A 16549-nucleotide genomic window follows, 5' to 3' on the forward strand; every position below is an offset into this window, starting at 1 on the left:
ATAAGTATTAAAGAAAAATATTACATTGTGTGCGTAGGCCGCTGCGACTTCAACGCATTACCCAACAAACCTTCGATCTGGTTTCGCGCCTGAAGGCCGCCGTCTTTCTCGCTCAACTGCACCCCTATCCCTTGCGGACGGTTGCCATGTGCGACAGGGCTGATCCAGACCACGCGGCCGGCGACTTTGAGCTTGTCGGGGTTGTCAAGCAAGCTAAGCAGCATGAAGACCTCGTCGCCGATATGGAATGACTTGTTGGTTGGGATAAACAATCCTCCCCCCAGGATAAAAGGCATATACGCCGCATACAAGGCCGCCTTTTCCTTGATTGCAAGCGACAGCACGCTAGGTTTGTGCGTTGCCTGCTTGTCTGCGTCTTCTTGTTCGCTCATGTTGACCTCTATCCGGAAAACAGCTTGCTGTACTGCAATAACAAATGCTCGAGTTGCAGTTCGTTATTCAAAGGATGGCTGGCCGAACGCCTCGCTTCATCCACCTGGCGCTGGAACGTCAGCAATGCGCTCAAGTCTACGCTTTTGCCCAGTGCTTGCAAAGCCGCGCTATCACGCACATGGTAACGCGGGACCGCGCCCAAGCTGACAGCGACAAGGTCGTACAGCCATTTCTGCAATGCGGTCGTCGCCTCTTCCATGCCGATGGCGGCAAACTCGCTGGCCGAGCCGAACGGATCGAGCTTCTGGCCCAGGGCAAGTCGCGCTGGCACTAGCTGCATTTTGTCGCTGCCGGCTGCCGCCTCCGCAGCGCTGAGCGGCGACCCTCCGCTATAAGCCAGCCAGTACTGGGCGTCCTTAATGCCTTGCTGCTCTAGCCATGCCAGTGCTTCCGCCTCCGAAGGGGCAGGCATTTCCAATTGCTGGCAGCGGCTCATGATGGTGGGCAGCAGGCGCTGGGGGTGACTGGTCACGAGGATGAAGATGACGTCGGCCGGCGGCTCTTCCAGCATTTTCAGCAGGGCGTTGGCCGAAGTCTGGTTCAATGCGTCGGCCGGGTGTATCACGACGATGCGCACCCCGTCGTTCTGATGGCTGGAAAGCTCCAGGAAGCCGGCAAGCTCGCGTATCTGCGCCACGGATATCTGCGTGCTCTTGCGGGCTGGCTTCTTGCTGGCTGCCGCAGGCTCGGCAGTATCTTCCTGCTCCGGCATCAGCAGGCGGTAGTCGGGATGGCCGTTCTGCAAGAACCAGCTGCAACTGGCGCAATGGCCGCAGGCATATCCGTCATCGGCTGGCGACTGGCACAACAGCGACTGTGCCAATGTATTGGCGAACTCCAGTTTGGCGATGCCCTGCTTTCCTTTCAACAGCAAGGCATGGTGCCTGCGCCCGCGCGACTGCTGCAAACGCTGCCAGGTGCTGGCATGCCAGGGATAGCGCTGGCTTGTCATGCCCCGAACTTCTGCATGATATCGAGCACATCCACCCTGACCTCATCCAGCGGGCGGTTGCCGTCAACCAGCCGGAAGCGTTGCGGCTGGGCCTCGGCGCGCGCGAGATAGCCATTGCGGATACGACGGAAAAATTCGGCGCTTTCGCGCTCGAACTTGTCCGGCTCCCTGGCCGCGGCCAGCCGCGCCACGCTGACTTCCACGGGCACGTCGAACAACAGGGTCAGGTCTGGCTGCAGGCCCTGCTGCACCCATGCCTCCAGCGCCTCCACCTTTTCGCGCGGCACGCCGCGTCCGCCGCATTGATAGGCGAACGAGGCATCGGTGAAGCGGTCGGACACCACCCAGGCGCCGCGCGCCAATGCCGGCTCTATCACTTCGGCAATATGTTCGCGCCGTGCCGCGAACATCAGCAGGGTTTCGGTTTCCGCATGCATGCGCTCATGCAGCAGCAATTCACGTAATTTCTCCCCCAACTGGGTACCGCCGGGCTCGCGCGTGGAAACCACCTCCAGCCCACGCGCCCTAAGCGCTGAGATGATGCTCTCTATGTGCGAGCTCTTGCCTGCGCCATCCATGCCTTCCAGCGTGATGAATTTACCGCGCATTTCTACCTTTCAGTTGATATCGCACCACTGCGCGATTATGTTCGTTGAGAGTGCGGGAAAATTGATGGCTGCCATCCCCCTTGCCGACGAAATACAAGGCGTCGGTCTTGGCCGGGTGCAATGCCGCGGTAATGGCGGCCATTCCCGGCATGGCAATAGGCGTGGGAGGCAGGCCGACCCGCGTATAGGTATTGAACGGCGTATCGCGCAACAGGTCCTTCTTTCGCAGGTTGCCGTCGAACGCTTCGCCCATGCCGTAGATTACGGTGGGATCGGTCTGCAGGCGCATGCCAATGCGCAGGCGGTTGAGGAACACGCCTGCAATGACGGCGCGCTCGCTCGCCTTGCCCGTCTCCTTTTCCACGATGGACGCCATGATCAAGGCCTCATACGGAGAGCTGTAGGGCAAGCCTGCCGATCGCTGCTCCCAGGCAGCCTTGAGGCGGTTCTGCATCGCGACGTGCGCTCGCTTGAGGATGTCCTGGTCGCTCATGCCCTTGCTGAAGAAATAAGTATCGGGAAAGAACAATCCCTCAGGGAGGCTGCCGGCAGCGCCTATGTTGCGCATGATCTCTTCATCGGTATACGCCATGGTGAGATGCCGCACGGATTCGTGGTTGTTCAGCGCCTGGCGCATCTGGGCGAAAGTCCAGCCCTCAATGAAGGTAATGCTGTCCTGGGTCACGTTGCCGTTGCTGAGGGTGATGAACAGCTCGTACGGCGTCTGGCCCGACTCCAACAGATAGTTGCCGGCCTTGATGCCGCCGGCCATTTTCATGGCCCTGACCAGCAGGATGAAGCTCCATGGCTCCTTGAGGACGCCCTGGTCGACCAGCTGCTCGGAAATAGTGCGCAGGCTGCTGCCCATGCGCAAATCGAACTCGACCGTCTTGGTGGGAAACTGCAAAGGGGTGGTAACAAAATAAGCCATCCATGCGGCAAATGAAATGACCAGGACGGCCACCAACACAAACAAGCTCTTCAATACGCGCATGCTATTCCTGCAAAATTTGCCGCAACCTGCCAGCCAGCTGGCCTGCCAGCCAGGTTCGGCCATTGAAATCCACAACCTGCCAGGCGCCGTAAAGGCTATTGCACATCACGACCTCATCAGCACTCATCAACTCGGCTAGCGTCAATGGCGTGATGACGGGAGTCAATCCAAGACCGGGCGCAATATCCAGAATACGTTGGCGGGTAATACCAGCGACACCGCAACGTTCAAGGTCAGGTGTCGCCAGTATTGTACCTGAGCGTGCCAAGATATTGCTCATTACCCCCTCGACCACCAGGCCGTCCTGGTCCAGCATTATCCCTTCGCTGATGCCGGGGTCGGTCCACTCCTGCCTGGCGAGCACGTTTTCCAGGCGATTGAGGTGCTTGATCCCGGCCAACAAGGGTTGATGCGCCAGCCTGGTATTGCAAAGATGCGCACGAATGCCAGCACTGGCATTCTGTTCTGGATAGCTGGGCAATGGACTGCGGATGACGATACGCGTGACGCTGACGCGATCGGCAACCGCATACCCGCGCTCAGCGATGCCGCGGGTCAATACCAGCTTGACGACGCCATCGCCCTGGTCCGCAAAAAGCCTCGCAATATCGGCTTGCCAGGCGGCTGCGTCAGGACACAGCAGTTTAAGGCGCCTGCTGTCGTCGTCCAATTTGGCATAGTGCTCTGCCCAGGCTGCCGGTTGACCCTGCACTACGCGGATGGTGCGAAATACGCCATCGCCGTAGGCAAGTCCGCGATCCAGCGGGGACACCCCCGCATCGGGGACACCGTTAATCAGGAAGGTGGTTGTACTCATTGGGATATGTAAAATCAACAGCCGTCCATGCTAAAGCATATGCACCGGCTTAGAAAGATTTTCTCTCCACAAAAGCTGTGGATAATTTTGTGGATGGACTTCGGAAAGTACTGCTAAGCTACCGTTACCATTACAGTTTTTCTGAATCGCCCAGTTTTTAGGCAGATAATTTTATTTTTAAAAATCAATGATTTACAAAAACATCCATATAAACAAGCAGTAAAAACGACATCTTACTGTCATATGCCACAAATCTGTGCATAAAGGCCCGTGACTCTTCATGAGAGTGCACGGGCCTTTACGGAGTTTGCTTCGTTTTAAGTGTGAGTTAAATCTTGCGGAATACCAGGCTTCCGTTCGTACCGCCAAAACCGAAGTTGTTTTTCACGGCCGCATCAATCTTCAAATCCCTGGCTTCATTGGCACAAAAATCCAAATCGCATTCAGTATCCTGATTGAAGATATTGATGGTCGGCGGAGATATCTGATGATAGATGGAGAGTACGGTGAAGACCGACTCCAATCCGCCCGCACCGCCCAGCAAGTGGCCCGTCATCGACTTGGTGGAATTCACCACCAGATTCTTGGCGTGGTCGCCAAATGCAGCCTTGATCGCATTGGTTTCATTCACGTCGCCTAACGGCGTGGATGTGCCGTGCGCGTTCACGAACTGGATCTGGTCGGGATTGAGGCCCGCATTCTTCAATGCATTGACCACCGAGCGGCGAGGACCATCCATGCTGGGAGCCGTCATATGATATGCATCGGCACTCATGCCGTACCCTACCAGCTCCGCATAGATCTTGGCACCGCGCTTCTTGGCCGACTCATACTCTTCCAGCACAAGGACACCGGCCCCTTCGCCAATCACGAAACCATCACGGTCGGCATCCCAGGGACGGCTGGCCGTGGCGGGATCATCGTTACGGGTCGACAAGGCACGTGCGGCAGCAAAGCCGCCCACGCCAAGCTCGGTAATCGGCGCCTCGGCACCACCGGCCACCATGATGTCGGCATCACCATATTCAATCATGCGGGCTGCGTCGCCAATCGAGTGCGTGCCTGTAGTACAGGCCGTCACGATAGCGACGTTCGGACCCTTGAACCCATACATGATGGAAAGGTTGCCCGAAATCATGTTGATTATGGTACCGGGAATGAAGAAAGGCGAAATCTTTCGCGGACCGGACTCGTGATAAACCTTGTCCGTATCCTCAATCAATTGCAGGCCGCCGATGCCGGAGCCGATGGAGACCCCAATGCGCTCGGCATTTTCCTCAGTCACTTCAATGCCCGCATCCTTCACCGCCTCGATCGCGGCCGCCATGCCGTATTGGATAAAAGTATCCATACGACGGGCTTCCTTGGCAGGGAGGTATTGCGAGACGTCGAAGTCCTTCACTTCGCCCGCAACTTGCGAAGCGAAAGGAGTGGCATCGAACTTGGTGATATTAGTGATACCGGATTGACCGGCCACAAGATTGGCCCAGGATGTTTGTACACCGATACCGACTGGTGACACAACGCCTAGGCCAGTTACAACTACCCTACGCTTGGACAAGGCAACTCCAAGTAAAAACGGAAATTGGGAAAAAAGCTTACTTCAGGTTTGCGTTGACGTAGTCAATCGCTTGCTGAACTGTTGTAATCTTTTCGGCTTCTTCGTCAGGAATTTCGCAATCGAATTCTTCTTCCAGCGCCATCACCAATTCCACGGTGTCGAGAGAATCAGCACCCAGATCGTCAACAAAGGAGGATTCGTTCTTGACGTCAGCCTCGTTTGCACCCAGTTGTTCGGAAACGATCTTTTTAACGCGTTGTTCGATGTCAGACATCTAAATTATTCCTTTCAAGTTTAAGTCGCTTAAAAAAGCTCGGGCTATTCTATCAAAAGTCCCGAGGAATTCAAAAACAGAATGACTAATGATATAGGCCGCCATACAGGGCATTACGCCATGTACATGCCGCCGTTCACGTGCAGGGTTTCGCCTGTGATATATCCAGCGGCCGGAGATGCGAGGAAGCTTACTGCCGCAGCAATGTCGGCCACGTCGCCAAACCGGCCGGCCGGCACGCGCTTCAAGAGTTCTTCGCGTACATTGTCTGGCAGTTCGCGCGTCATGTCGGTATCGATAAAACCTGGCGCGATGCAGTTCACGGTAATGCCCCGGCTGCCGACCTCTGCCGCCAGCGAGCGCGTGAACCCCGCCATGCCGGCCTTGGCCGCCGCATAGTTGGCCTGGCCGGGATTGCCCATATGGCCCACTACGGAAGAAATATTGATGATACGGCCGCTTCTGGCCTTCATCATCGGGCGCAGCACCGCCTGCGACATCCGGTAGACGGAAGTCAGGTTGGTCGCGATCACGGCATCCCAGTCTTCGTCCTTCATGCGCATCAGCAAGGTATCGCGGGTAATCCCCGCATTGTTCACCAGGATGCCGACATCGCCAAACTGGCCGGCGATGCTCTTCAATACGGCCTCGACCTGCGCGGGGTCATTGACATCCAGCGCCAGGCCGATGCCGCCGTGGGCGCTCAACGCCTGGGTAATATTGGCAGCGCCGGACTCACTGGTCGCGGTGCCGACTACCTTGGCGCCCTGCTTTGCCAGCTCCTGCGCAATGGCGGCGCCAATACCGCGGCTGGCGCCTGTAACAAGTGCAATTTGCCCTTCCAGCATGATTGCCCTCCTCCTCGATGATTATTGATTGAATTGCGCCTGGGCTTCCGCCAGCGCTTCCTGATTGACCAACGCAATGCATGGCAGCTCGGCCACCGTGCGCTTGACCAGCCCGGCCAATACCTTGCCAGGACCGCACTCCGCGCTGGCAGTCACGCCGGAGGCATGCACAGCCTGCACGGTTTCCACCCAGCGCACAGGGCTGTAAAGCTGGCGCACCAAGGCATCCTTGACCTTGGCCGCATCTTCATATGCAGCCACATCCGCATTATGCAGCACTGGGATTTGAGCGGATGCGAAACCCACATCCTTGAGATACTCGGCCAGCTCATCCGCCGCAGGCTTCATCAGGGCGCAATGGGACGGCACGCTGACCGGCAGCAGCAAGGCGCGCTTGGCGCCCTTGGCCTTGGCAGCCTCGATACCGCGCTCGACTGCAGCCTTGTGCCCGGCGATCACTACTTGGCCCGGAGAGTTCAGGTTGACTGCTTCCAGCACCTCTCCTTGCGCCGCTTCGGCACAGGCCGCACGGACGGTATCGTCCTCCAGCCCGAGCACGGCCGCCATGGCGCCGACGCCTTCGGCCACCGCGCGCTGCATGACGTCGGCACGGAAGCGCACCAGAGGCAATGCCGCTTCGTAGGACACGATGCCGGCCGCAACCAGCGCGGTGTATTCTCCCAGGCTATGGCCTGCCAGCACGGTCGGCAATGGCCCGCCCTGGGATTGCCACGCGCGCCATGTCGCAACGCCCGCCGCCAGCATCAACGGCTGGGTATTGGTGGTCTGGTTGAGCGCATCGTTGGGCTCAGTCGCCATGCGCCAGAAATCGACGCCAAGCGTATCGGAGGCCTCGACGAATGTGTCCTTGATTACGGCAAGGTCGCCAAAGCCCTGCATCATGCCGACGGATTGTGAGCCTTGCCCGGGAAAGAAAAATGCGAAATTCATGAATGCGGCCTTTTTTAGGTCGTAAGGAATCGTTTGAATGAATTAATACTTGAGGAGCACGGAGCCCCAGGTAAAGCCGCCGCCGAATGCTTCCATCAGCACGGTTTCGCCACGCTTGATGCGCCCGTCGCGCACGGCGACATCCAGGGCCAGCGGTACGGATGCGGCGGAGGTGTTGCCGTGCTTGTCCACGGTGACCACCACCCGGTCCATTTCCATGCCCAGCTTGCGCGCGGTCGACTGCAGGATGCGGATATTGGCCTGGTGCGGCACCAGCCAATCGATGTCCGATTTCTGCATGCCGTTGGCCTCCAGCGTTTCATCGACGATGGCGTCCAATGTGTTCACCGCGATCTTGAACACGGCGTTGCCTTCCATATGGATGGTCTTGTCCTCGCCGCGGTTGGAAACGCCAGTCGGCACATTGAGCAGTTTTGTGTAGCTGCCGTCGGCGTGCAGATGAGTGGAGATGATGCCCTGCTGGTCGCTGGCGCCCAGCACTACCGCGCCGGCGCCGTCCCCCCAGAGGATACAGTTGCTGCGGTCGGTCCAGTCGGTGATGCGCGACATGGTCTCGGCCCCCACCACGAGCGCGGTGCGCGCCGCGCCGCTGCGGATGAAATTATCGGCAGTGGCAATCGCATAGATGAAGCCGCTGCATACCGCCTGCACATCGAACGCAGGCGCGCCCGTATTGCCCAGCTTGTGCTGCAGCAGGCAAGCCGTGCTCGGAAACACGCGGTCGGGCGTCGTGGTGGCGACAATGATCAAATCCACGGCATCCGCAGTGACGCCCGCAGCCTCCAGTGCACGCTGTGCGGCATGGAAGGACAGGTCGCTGGTGAATTCGCCCTCGGCGGCAATATGCCGCTGGCGGATGCCGGTACGGGTATAGATCCACTCATCCGTTGTATCGACCATGCGCTCAAGATCAGCGTTGGTCAGAATCTTCTCCGGCAAATAGCTGCCGGTTCCCAAGATGCGCGAATAGATGGTCATATGCCCTCTTTATATATTCTCGGCACCCGGCGCAGCAGGCTGCGGCTTGAGGTGCTCGATTTCGAGTTGCTCGGTGATACGATTCAGGACGCCGTTACGCGACTCTTCCGCCGCCGCCTGGATCGCATATTGAAACGCCAGACTGTCTGCGCCGCCGTGGCTCTTCACCACGACGCCGCGCAAGCCCAGGAAGGTGGCACCGTTATAGCGGCGATGATCCAGTCTTCGCTTGAAGGCCTTCAGCACGGGCATGGCAATCAATGCCGTCAGCTTCGTCAGCCAATTGCGCTTGAATTCTTGCGTCAAAAAACGATTGACCATCTGGGCCAGACCTTCAGAGGTCTTGAGGGCGACATTGCCGACGAAGCCGTCGCAGACCACGACATCGGTCGTGCCCTTGTAGATGTCGTTGCCCTCGATATTGCCATAGAAATTGAGATGGCTCGCGCGCAGCAGTTCGCCCGCCTGTTTCACCACCTCGTTGCCCTTGATGTCCTCGGAGCCGATGTTGAGCAGGCCCACGGTAGGCCGCTCCTTGTGCTCGACGCAGGACACCAGCATGGCGCCCATGATGGCGAATTGCAGCAAATGCTCGGGAGTACAGTCGGCATTGGCGCCGAGGTCCAGCATGTAAACCCGGCCTTTTTGGGTTGGCAGTATGCCTGCGATCGCAGGCCTGTCTATGCCCGGCAGCGTCTTGAGGACAAAACGCGCCGTCGCCATCAGGGCTCCGGTATTGCCGGCGCTGACGCAGGCATTGGCCTCGCCGCTCTTGACGAGGTTAATGGCCACACGCATGGAGGAATCTTTTTTGTTCTTGAGCGCGCTCTGGGGAGATTCGTCCATTGCCACCACTTCCGTGGCATGGTGGATCCTGAGGCGCGTGCCTGCCGCCGCCTTGTTGGCAGAAAGCTCGGCCTCGATCACATCCTTCAAGCCGACAAGAATGATGTTTAATTGGCTATCCTGCTTGATAGCGTTGAGCGCGGCGGGAATGGTGACATGAGGGCCATGATCGCCTCCCATCGCGTCGATAGCAACAGTTATATCCATGCTCACAATCGGAGGTTAAATACAAAAGCGCCAGCCGTAAAGGCTGGCGCATATACCTGCAAATTCAGGGAGATTACTCACCCTTGGCTGGCAATACCTTGCGGCCACGGTAGTAGCCGTTAGGGCTGACGTGGTGACGCAGATGGGTTTCGCCAGTGGTTGGCTCAACTGCCAGAGGCGGGTTAGTCAGGAAGTCGTGGGAACGGTGCATGCCACGCTTGGATGGTGACTTTTTATTTTGTTGAACGGCCATAATTTGCTCCTAATTAAACTAATCGTTTTGGCTTTTGCCGGCTTTAAAACCTTTTAACACAGCAAAAGGACTTGGTTTTTCCAACTCGACCTTGCCCGCGCCGCCACACGCCTCTTCGGCATGCTTGGGCGCCAACGGCAAAGTCAGCAATATCTCGTCTTCTACCAGGTCTATCACCGGCATTTGCGTTTCCGCCACCAAGTAATCCACCTCATCGTCATATTCATCTGAATCTGGCGATGGAATCGCATCTTCACTGGTGACGAGCACAAAATCTGCAGCCACATCCAGCGGATATTCAAATGAATCCAGGCAACGCTGACAAGTCAGCTTGAGCGCACCGCGCACTTCTAAATGAAGCGTGGGTTTGCCCGACTCGTCCGCCCTGCCATTCAAGGTGATTTCCAGCGAACCATCGGTATCGGCCAGATATTCACCCAAGCGAGAAAATCGCAAGAGCGGGATTATATCATGAAACTCTTGCGCTTTTCTCGAGAAGTCGAGACTGTTGATAACAGGCATGTGGATTGCTTGTGCAGTCATAAGCCGCGCATGATATAATTTGCGGGTTTCCCTGTCAAAAATCAGCACTATTTTTCAGGTTTAGGTTTACTACGTGATCAAAAAAATTCTAATTGCCAATCGTGGCGAAATTGCCGTGCGTATCGTACGCGCCTGCTCCGAGATGGGCATCAAGTCTGTTGCTATATATTCTGACGCCGACCGCCACGCATTGCACGTCAAAAAGGCGGACGAGGCCTACAACATCGGATCCGATCCGGTGCTGGGCTACCTGAATGCACATAATATCGTCAATCTTGCCGTCGCATCGGGGTGCGACGCGCTGCACCCTGGCTATGGCTTCCTTTCCGAGAACCCCGAGCTCGCCGAAATCTGCGCGCGCCGCGGCATCAAGTTCATCGGGCCCGACGCCAAGGTGATTCGCCAGATGGGGGATAAGATCCAGGCGCGTACCGCCATGATCAAGGCTGGCATCCCATGCGTGCCCGGCAGCGACGGCAACCTGGAAAACCTGGAAGAAGCACGCAAACTCGCCGCCAAGATCGGTTATCCCGTGATGCTGAAAGCCACCAACGGCGGCGGCGGCCGCGGCATTCGCCGCTGTAACGACGAAAAAGAGCTGCTAGGTAACTACGACCGCGTCATTTCCGAAGCCAGCAAGGCGTTCGGCAAGCCGGAAGTGTTCCTTGAAAAATGTGTGGTCAATCCGCGCCATATCGAGGTGCAGGTGCTGGCCGACAGCCACGGCAACGTCATCCACCTGTTCGAGCGCGACTGTTCGATCCAGCGCCGCAACCAGAAGCTGATCGAGATTGCGCCTTCCCCGCAATTGAGCAAGGCGCAGCGCGAGTATATCGGCAACCTGGCGGTCAAGGCCGCCAAGGCCGTAGGCTACAAGAACGCGGGGACGGTCGAGTTCCTGCTCGATTCCGACAACAACTTCTATTTCATGGAAATGAACACCCGCTTGCAGGTGGAGCATACCGTGACCGAGCAGATCACCGGCATCGACATCGTGCAGGAGCAGATCCGCGTCGCCGACGGCCAGCGCCTGCAGTACAAGCAGTCGGAAGTGCAGTATCGCGGCTTTGCCATGGAATTCCGCATCAACGCGGAAGACCCCAAGAACGACTTCCTGCCCAGCTTCGGCAAGATCACCCGCTACTACGCCCCCGGCGGCCCGGGTATCCGCATGGACGCCGCCATGTACAGCGGTTACGTGATCCCGCCCTACTACGACTCCATGTGCGCCAAGCTCACCGTTTGGGCGCTGAATTGGGAAAGCGTGGTGGAACGCGGCCGCCGCGCGCTCAACGACACGGTGGTGTACGGCGTCAAGACGACGATTCCTTATTATCAGGAAATCCTCAAGCACCAGGACTTCCGCAATGCCCAGTTCAACACCAGCTTTGTCGAGTCCCATCCCGAGCTTGCCAACTATGCAACCCAGTTCCCGCGCGAACTGATTGCAGCGGCGATTTCAGCCGCCATAGCTGCCCACGAGGGTATCTGAGGCTTAAAATTAACACCTTGAAGTGGTAGAAAAAGATTATGGCAAAAGTACATGTAACCGATGTAGTTCTACGTGATGGTCACCAGTCGCTGATTGCGACCCGCATGCGCACCGACGACATGCTGCCCATCTGTTCCAAACTCGATGCTGTCGGCTATTGGTCGTTGGAAGCCTGGGGCGGCGCGACATTCGACGCCTGCGTACGCTACCTGCGCGAAGACCCCTGGGAGCGCCTGAAAAAATTGCGCAAGGCATTGCCCAACACGCGCATCCAGATGCTGTTGCGCGGCCAGAACCTGCTGGGGTACCGCCACTACTCGGATGATGTGGTCCGTGCCTTCGTGCAAAAGTCCGCCGACAACGGTATTGACGTGTTCCGCATTTTTGACGCCATGAACGACCTGCGCAACCTCAAGGTTTCCATCGAAGCGGTCAAGGCGGTCGGCAAGCATGCAGAAGGCACTATCAGCTACACGACCAGTCCCGTGCATGACATCCCCTATTTCGTCAACTTGGCGAAGGAACTGGAAAGCTTCGGTTGCGACACCATCGCCATCAAGGATATGGCGAGCCTGCTCACGCCGCAGGTGACGGGCGACTTGGTCAAGGCTCTGCGCGAAGCGGTCAGCCTGCCCATCCACCTGCATGCACATGCCACTTCCGGTTTAGCCAGCATGTCGATCCAACGTGCGGTAGACAACGGCGTTGCCATCGTCGACGGCTGCATTTCCTCATTTGCCGAAGGCGCCAGCCTGCCCACCACCGAGAGCATCGTCGCGGCCCTGAAAGGCACTGAGTACGACACCGGCCTGGATATCGGCCTGCTGCAGGAAATCTCCGCCTATTTCCGCGAAGTGCGCAAGAAGTACTGGCAGTTCGAAAGCGAATTCACCGGCGTCGATACCCGCGTGCTGGTCAACCAGGTGCCGGGCGGCATGATTTCCAACCTGTCCAACCAGTTGAAGGAACAAGGCGCGCTGGACCGCATGGACGCGGTGCTGGACGAAATCCCGCGCGTACGCGAAGACCTGGGCTATCCTCCGCTGGTCACGCCCACCTCCCAGATCGTCGGCACCCAGGCGGTATTGAACGTCATGACGGGCGCGCGCTACAAGTCCGTCACCAACGAGGTCAAAAACTACCTGTTGGGTCATTACGGCAAGGCGCCTGCCACCGTCAACCCGGACGTGCGCAGCCTGGCCGTCGGCAATGCGCAAGTCATCGAGTGCCGCCCTGCCGACCTCCTGACTGCGGAAATGGAAAAACTGCGCAATGAGGTGGAAGGCCTGGCCAAGAGCGAGGAAGACGTGCTCACCTATGCCATGTTCCCCGACCTGGCAAAGACCTTCCTGCAAGAGCGCAATGCCGGTACGCTCAAGCCCGAGCCCCTGCTGGACAAGGAGGCCGTCACTTCCAGCGAATCCCATTCGCGCTTCGCGCCTACCGAGTTCAATGTCACATTGCATGGCGAGACTTTCCATATCAAGCTGACCGGCAGCGGCCACCATGGCGAAGAGCAGCGCCCATTCTATGTTTCGGTGGATGGCGTGGCGGAAGAAGTCGTCGTGGAAACCCTGAATGAAATCGAGGTGTCCGGCGGCCAAAGCAGCGGCGAAGCGAAAAAGAAGGCAAGCAGCACTACCGGTAGCGGACGTCCTCGCCCGACTCATGCCGGCTGCGTCACCACCGCCATGCCCGGCACCATTGTGGACGTCAAGGTCAACGTGGGCGACAAGGTGAATGCGGGAGATGCCGTTCTTGTGATCGAAGCCATGAAGATGGAAAACGAAATCCAGGCTTCCAAGAGCGGCGTCGTCGTGGCGATTAACGTCAAGAAGGGCGATAGCGTCACGCCGGACGAAGCCTTGCTGGAAATCCAGCCCGACTGAGGCGTTGAGCTTTCTGCCAAAAGCCGGCCCAGGCCGGCTTTTTTATTGCTATTTTTGCCTCATCAGTAACGCCGTGCCACAATGAAGTTTTGACCGTTCAACCTTGTATGCAGCCCCTGATCCTTGCTTCCTCTTCCCCTTACCGGCGTGAACTGCTAGCTCGCCTGCAATTGCCCTTCAGCGTGCAATCCCCTGATATAGACGAGACGCCACAGCCCGGGGAGGCTCCGGAGCATACCGCACTGCGCCTAGCCCAAGCCAAGGCCAGGAAAGTGTCGGAGGCATTTCCCGATGCATTGGTCATCGGCTGCGACCAGGTGGCGACTCTGGACGGTTTGCAGCTCGGCAAGCCCGTGACGCATGACAATGCCGTGAGGCAATTAACCTTGATGCGCGGCCGCAGCGTGGTTTTTCATAGCGCCCTGTGCGTCTACAATGCTGCCACGCAGGAAATGCAGGCCGATGTCGTGCCCTATACCGTGAAATTCCGCGACCTGAGCGACCGGCAGATCGAGAACTATCTGCGAAAAGAACAGCCTTATCAATGCGCTGGCAGCGCAAAATCGGAAGGGCTTGGCATCGCAGTGATCGCCGCCATGCAGGGCGACGACCCCAATGCGCTGATTGGCCTGCCTTTGATACGCCTCATCGACATGCTGGCCAGCCAGGGTGTCGACGTCATATAAACAGAGTTCCCCCCAGAGGAGATTCCATGATCTTGAAACGCACCATGATTGCCGCGAGCCTGATGGCCGCCTTCCACGCCGTTGCAGCTCCCGATGAAATCCGCAGCACCCTGCATGACCAGCAAAGCGTCGCCGTGACGATTTACAACGGCGACCTCGCCCTGGTGAAAGACCAGCGCAAGGTCAACCTGCAATCGGGCCTCAATGCATTGGCCTTGCGCGACGTCAGTGCGCAGATCCGCCCTGAAACTGCATTGTTGCGCAGTTTGAGCGGGCAATTGCAGACATTGGAGCAGAATTTCGACTATGACCTGCTCAGCCCGGAGAAACTCCTGGAGAAATATATCGGCCAGACGGTGCAGGTGATCCGCACCAATCCTGCCACGGGCGCTGAAACCGTAGAGCAAGCCTACGTGCTGGCCGCCAACAACGGCACGGTGCTCAAGATGGGCAACCGGATAGAAACCGGGGTTCCCGGCCGCATCGTGTATCCCGACGTGCCGGAAAACCTGCGTGACCGCCCGACCTTGGTGACCCAGGTCAACACCAGGCAATCCGGTCCGCAGGATGTCGAGCTGAGCTACCTTACCCATGGCTTGAGCTGGCAGGCCGACTATGTCGCCGAGCTCAATGCGGCAGAAGACCGTCTTGATCTATCCGGCTGGGTCACACTGTCCAACACTAGCGGCACCACATACCGGGATGCCAAGCTGCAATTGGTCGCTGGCGACGTCAACCGTGTCGCTCCGCCGCCTGCGCCAATGGCATTGATGCGCAAGAACGAGATGATGGTGGCGGATGCCGCCCCTGCCATGGCCCAGGAAGCGTTGCTCGAATATCACCTCTATACGCTCGAACGCCCCACCACCCTCGCCGAAAACCAGACCAAGCAGGTGGCTTTACTCAGCGCCCAGTCAGTTCCTGTGCGCAAGGAGCTGGTATTGAGAGGCTCTCCCTACTACTACCAGTCCAGCCAGGGAGACCTGGGCCAGAAACTGAAAGTGGGCGTTTTCGTCGAGTTCGATAACAAGGAAAGCGCAAAGCTCGGCAAACCCATTCCCAAGGGCATCATGCGGGTATACAAGAAAGATAGCCAAGGCAACGCTCAATTTGTCGGCGAGGATAGTATCGACCATACCGCAAAGAACGAAACCGTACGCCTCAAGCTTGGAGAAGCCTTCGACGTCACCGCCAACAAGAAACAGACGGATTTCAAGAAGCTGCCCAACCCTGCCAAGGGCAACAGTCAGTTCGAGAGCGCTTACGAAATCGTGATCAAGAATGCCAAGAGCCAGGCTGTCACCGTCAAGGTCGTTGAACCGATTCCCGGCGACTGGAGCCTACTGGCACAAAGCCATCCCAGCACAAAAACCAGCAGCAACACGGCCACCTGGAATATCAATATCCCGGCGGAAGGCAGCGCCACGCTCACTTACCGCGTACAGGTGAAGCATTGAGCACTGGTACGCTATACATGCTGCCGGTGACGCTGGGCACGGACAATATCCAGCAAGCCTTGCCGCAGGAGGTCATTCAACTGGCGCAAGGTCTGGAAACCTTTATTGTCGAGAACGAGAAAACCGCACGGCGCTTTCTCGGCCTGGTCAAGACGGCCAAACCCGTCCGGGAGCTGACGCTGCTGACACTTAACGAACATACGACGGATGCAGAGCTGCCTGCATTGCTGGCGCCGTTGCTCACCGGGCAGGATGTGGGGCTGATGTCTGAGGCGGGCTGCCCCGGGATTGCCGACCCTGGCGCGCGCCTGGCGGCACTGGCCCACAGAAAGAACATCCGCGTCGCCCCGCTGGTCGGCCCCTCTTCCATCCTGCTGGCGCTGATGGGGTCGGGGCTGAACGGGCAGCGTTTCGCATTTCTCGGCTACTTGCCTAGCGACAAGCAAGCCAGGATTCAGAAGCTCAAGGATATCGAGCGCCAATCGAGGCAACAGCAGGAAACACAGATTTTCATCGAAACGCCTTACCGCAACCAGCACCTGCTGGAGGACATGCTCGCCCATTGCGCAGCGGAAACCAGGTTGTGCATCGCGCGCAACATCAGCCTGCCGACCGAGCTGATCGTCAGCAAGCCCATCAAGGATTGGAAAAAATCGGAATTGCCGGAACTGCACAAGCAGCCAACGGTGTTCCTGCTGCTTGCATGAAACACCGGGCCT

18 protein-coding genes are annotated in these 16549 nt (G+C 57.9%); 5 read left to right on the forward strand and 13 right to left on the reverse strand.

Going from position 1 to position 16549, the window contains the following annotated elements:
• Positions 1–20 precede the first annotated feature (20 nt).
• From ACJSDX_RS12050 to ACJSDX_RS12110, 13 genes are all read right to left on the reverse strand, one after another.
• Positions 21–392 carry a PilZ domain-containing protein gene (locus ACJSDX_RS12050; RefSeq protein WP_407994887.1) on the reverse strand — a complete coding sequence of 124 codons (372 nt, stop codon included), beginning with the start codon at positions 390–392 and terminating at the stop codon, positions 21–23.
• A gap of 8 nt (positions 393–400) precedes the next feature.
• Entirely contained in the window at positions 401–1405 is a 1005-nt protein-coding gene (gene holB / locus ACJSDX_RS12055) for a DNA polymerase III subunit delta' (protein WP_407994888.1), read from the reverse strand.
• Positions 1402–2013: a dTMP kinase gene (gene tmk, locus ACJSDX_RS12060; RefSeq protein ID WP_407994889.1), complete on the reverse strand. Its 612-nt coding sequence runs from the start codon at positions 2011–2013 to the stop codon at positions 1402–1404. Before tmk ends, holB begins: the two co-directional genes overlap by 4 nt.
• Positions 2003–3007: an endolytic transglycosylase MltG gene (mltG, locus tag ACJSDX_RS12065; protein WP_407994890.1), complete on the reverse strand. Its 1005-nt coding sequence runs from the start codon at positions 3005–3007 to the stop codon at positions 2003–2005. Before mltG ends, tmk begins: the two co-directional genes overlap by 11 nt.
• A 1-nt stretch (position 3008) precedes the next feature.
• Entirely contained in the window at positions 3009–3824 is an 816-nt protein-coding gene (gene pabC / locus ACJSDX_RS12070) for an aminodeoxychorismate lyase (RefSeq protein ID WP_407994891.1), read from the reverse strand.
• A gap of 328 nt (positions 3825–4152) precedes the next feature.
• The gene (gene fabF / locus ACJSDX_RS12075) at positions 4153–5385 is read right to left on the reverse strand and encodes a beta-ketoacyl-ACP synthase II (RefSeq protein ID WP_407994892.1); all 1233 of its coding nucleotides are present in this window, start codon (positions 5383–5385) and stop codon (positions 4153–4155) included.
• 37 nt (positions 5386–5422) lie between these two features.
• Complete coding sequence (acpP, locus tag ACJSDX_RS12080) at positions 5423–5659, reverse strand: acyl carrier protein (RefSeq protein WP_011479726.1); 237 nt, start codon at positions 5657–5659, stop codon at positions 5423–5425.
• A 113-nt stretch (positions 5660–5772) separates the two neighbouring features.
• On the reverse strand, positions 5773–6507 hold the full coding sequence (gene fabG, locus ACJSDX_RS12085; protein WP_407994893.1) for a 3-oxoacyl-ACP reductase FabG: 735 nt from the start codon (positions 6505–6507) through the stop codon (positions 5773–5775).
• Between the two features lie 21 nt (positions 6508–6528).
• Positions 6529–7458 carry an ACP S-malonyltransferase gene (gene fabD, locus ACJSDX_RS12090; protein ID WP_407994894.1) on the reverse strand — a complete coding sequence of 310 codons (930 nt, stop codon included), beginning with the start codon at positions 7456–7458 and terminating at the stop codon, positions 6529–6531.
• Between the two features lie 42 nt (positions 7459–7500).
• A complete protein-coding gene (locus ACJSDX_RS12095; protein WP_287111516.1) occupies positions 7501–8457 on the reverse strand; it encodes a beta-ketoacyl-ACP synthase III in 957 nt (318 codons plus the stop codon).
• Positions 8458–8466: 9 nt separating this feature from the next.
• The gene (gene plsX / locus ACJSDX_RS12100) at positions 8467–9510 is read right to left on the reverse strand and encodes a phosphate acyltransferase PlsX (protein ID WP_309565327.1); all 1044 of its coding nucleotides are present in this window, start codon (positions 9508–9510) and stop codon (positions 8467–8469) included.
• A 73-nt stretch (positions 9511–9583) separates the two neighbouring features.
• Entirely contained in the window at positions 9584–9763 is a 180-nt protein-coding gene (rpmF, locus tag ACJSDX_RS12105) for a 50S ribosomal protein L32 (RefSeq protein WP_230341835.1), read from the reverse strand.
• 18 nt (positions 9764–9781) lie between these two features.
• Complete coding sequence (locus ACJSDX_RS12110; RefSeq protein WP_407994895.1) at positions 9782–10306, reverse strand: YceD family protein; 525 nt, start codon at positions 10304–10306, stop codon at positions 9782–9784.
• A 73-nt stretch (positions 10307–10379) separates the two neighbouring features.
• Between ACJSDX_RS12110 and ACJSDX_RS12115 the strand changes: the two genes are divergently transcribed.
• The 5 genes from ACJSDX_RS12115 (at position 10380) to ACJSDX_RS12135 (ending at position 16537) form a co-directional block, all read left to right on the forward strand.
• Entirely contained in the window at positions 10380–11798 is a 1419-nt protein-coding gene (locus tag ACJSDX_RS12115; RefSeq protein ID WP_407994896.1) for an acetyl-CoA carboxylase biotin carboxylase subunit, read from the forward strand.
• Between the two features lie 38 nt (positions 11799–11836).
• Positions 11837–13687, forward strand: coding sequence for a sodium-extruding oxaloacetate decarboxylase subunit alpha (gene oadA / locus ACJSDX_RS12120; RefSeq protein WP_407994897.1), 1851 nt, complete (start codon positions 11837–11839; stop codon positions 13685–13687).
• A 107-nt stretch (positions 13688–13794) separates the two neighbouring features.
• On the forward strand, positions 13795–14373 hold the full coding sequence (locus tag ACJSDX_RS12125) for a Maf family protein (RefSeq protein WP_407994898.1): 579 nt from the start codon (positions 13795–13797) through the stop codon (positions 14371–14373).
• Between the two features lie 26 nt (positions 14374–14399).
• A complete protein-coding gene (locus ACJSDX_RS12130) occupies positions 14400–15830 on the forward strand; it encodes a DUF4139 domain-containing protein (protein ID WP_407994899.1) in 1431 nt (476 codons plus the stop codon).
• On the forward strand, positions 15827–16537 hold the full coding sequence (locus ACJSDX_RS12135) for an SAM-dependent methyltransferase (RefSeq protein WP_407994900.1): 711 nt from the start codon (positions 15827–15829) through the stop codon (positions 16535–16537). The genes ACJSDX_RS12130 and ACJSDX_RS12135 overlap by 4 nt, the downstream gene beginning before the upstream one ends.
• Positions 16538–16549: the final 12 nt, after the last annotated feature.

It is taken from the genome of Methylobacillus draconifructus (genome assembly GCF_045984355.1).
In the GTDB taxonomy this organism is placed as follows: Bacteria; Pseudomonadota; Gammaproteobacteria; order Burkholderiales; family Methylophilaceae; genus Methylobacillus; species Methylobacillus flagellatus_A.

Bases quoted from the DNA above. Each gene is read 5' to 3' on its own strand.
- tmk (WP_407994889.1), bottom strand. From the start codon at position 2,013: ATGCGCGGTAAATTCATCACGCTGGAAGGCATGGATGGCGCAGGCAAG.
- ACJSDX_RS12050 (WP_407994887.1), bottom strand. From the start codon at position 392: ATGAGCGAACAAGAAGACGCAGACAAGCAGGCAACGCACAAACCTAGC.
- pabC (WP_407994891.1), bottom strand. From the start codon at position 3,824: ATGAGTACAACCACCTTCCTGATTAACGGTGTCCCCGATGCGGGGGTG.
- ACJSDX_RS12095 (WP_287111516.1), bottom strand. From the start codon at position 8,457: ATGACCATCTATTCGCGCATCTTGGGAACCGGCAGCTATTTGCCGGAG.
- ACJSDX_RS12110 (WP_407994895.1), bottom strand. From the start codon at position 10,306: ATGACTGCACAAGCAATCCACATGCCTGTTATCAACAGTCTCGACTTC.
- ACJSDX_RS12130 (WP_407994899.1), top strand. From the start codon at position 14,400: ATGATCTTGAAACGCACCATGATTGCCGCGAGCCTGATGGCCGCCTTC.
- plsX (WP_309565327.1), bottom strand. From the start codon at position 9,510: ATGGATATAACTGTTGCTATCGACGCGATGGGAGGCGATCATGGCCCT.
- acpP (WP_011479726.1), bottom strand. From the start codon at position 5,659: ATGTCTGACATCGAACAACGCGTTAAAAAGATCGTTTCCGAACAACTG.
- rpmF (WP_230341835.1), bottom strand. From the start codon at position 9,763: ATGGCCGTTCAACAAAATAAAAAGTCACCATCCAAGCGTGGCATGCAC.
- fabG (WP_407994893.1), bottom strand. From the start codon at position 6,507: ATGCTGGAAGGGCAAATTGCACTTGTTACAGGCGCCAGCCGCGGTATT.
- fabD (WP_407994894.1), bottom strand. From the start codon at position 7,458: ATGAATTTCGCATTTTTCTTTCCCGGGCAAGGCTCACAATCCGTCGGC.
- holB (WP_407994888.1), bottom strand. From the start codon at position 1,405: ATGACAAGCCAGCGCTATCCCTGGCATGCCAGCACCTGGCAGCGTTTG.
- oadA (WP_407994897.1), top strand. From the start codon at position 11,837: ATGGCAAAAGTACATGTAACCGATGTAGTTCTACGTGATGGTCACCAG.
- mltG (WP_407994890.1), bottom strand. From the start codon at position 3,007: ATGCGCGTATTGAAGAGCTTGTTTGTGTTGGTGGCCGTCCTGGTCATT.
- ACJSDX_RS12125 (WP_407994898.1), top strand. From the start codon at position 13,795: ATGCAGCCCCTGATCCTTGCTTCCTCTTCCCCTTACCGGCGTGAACTG.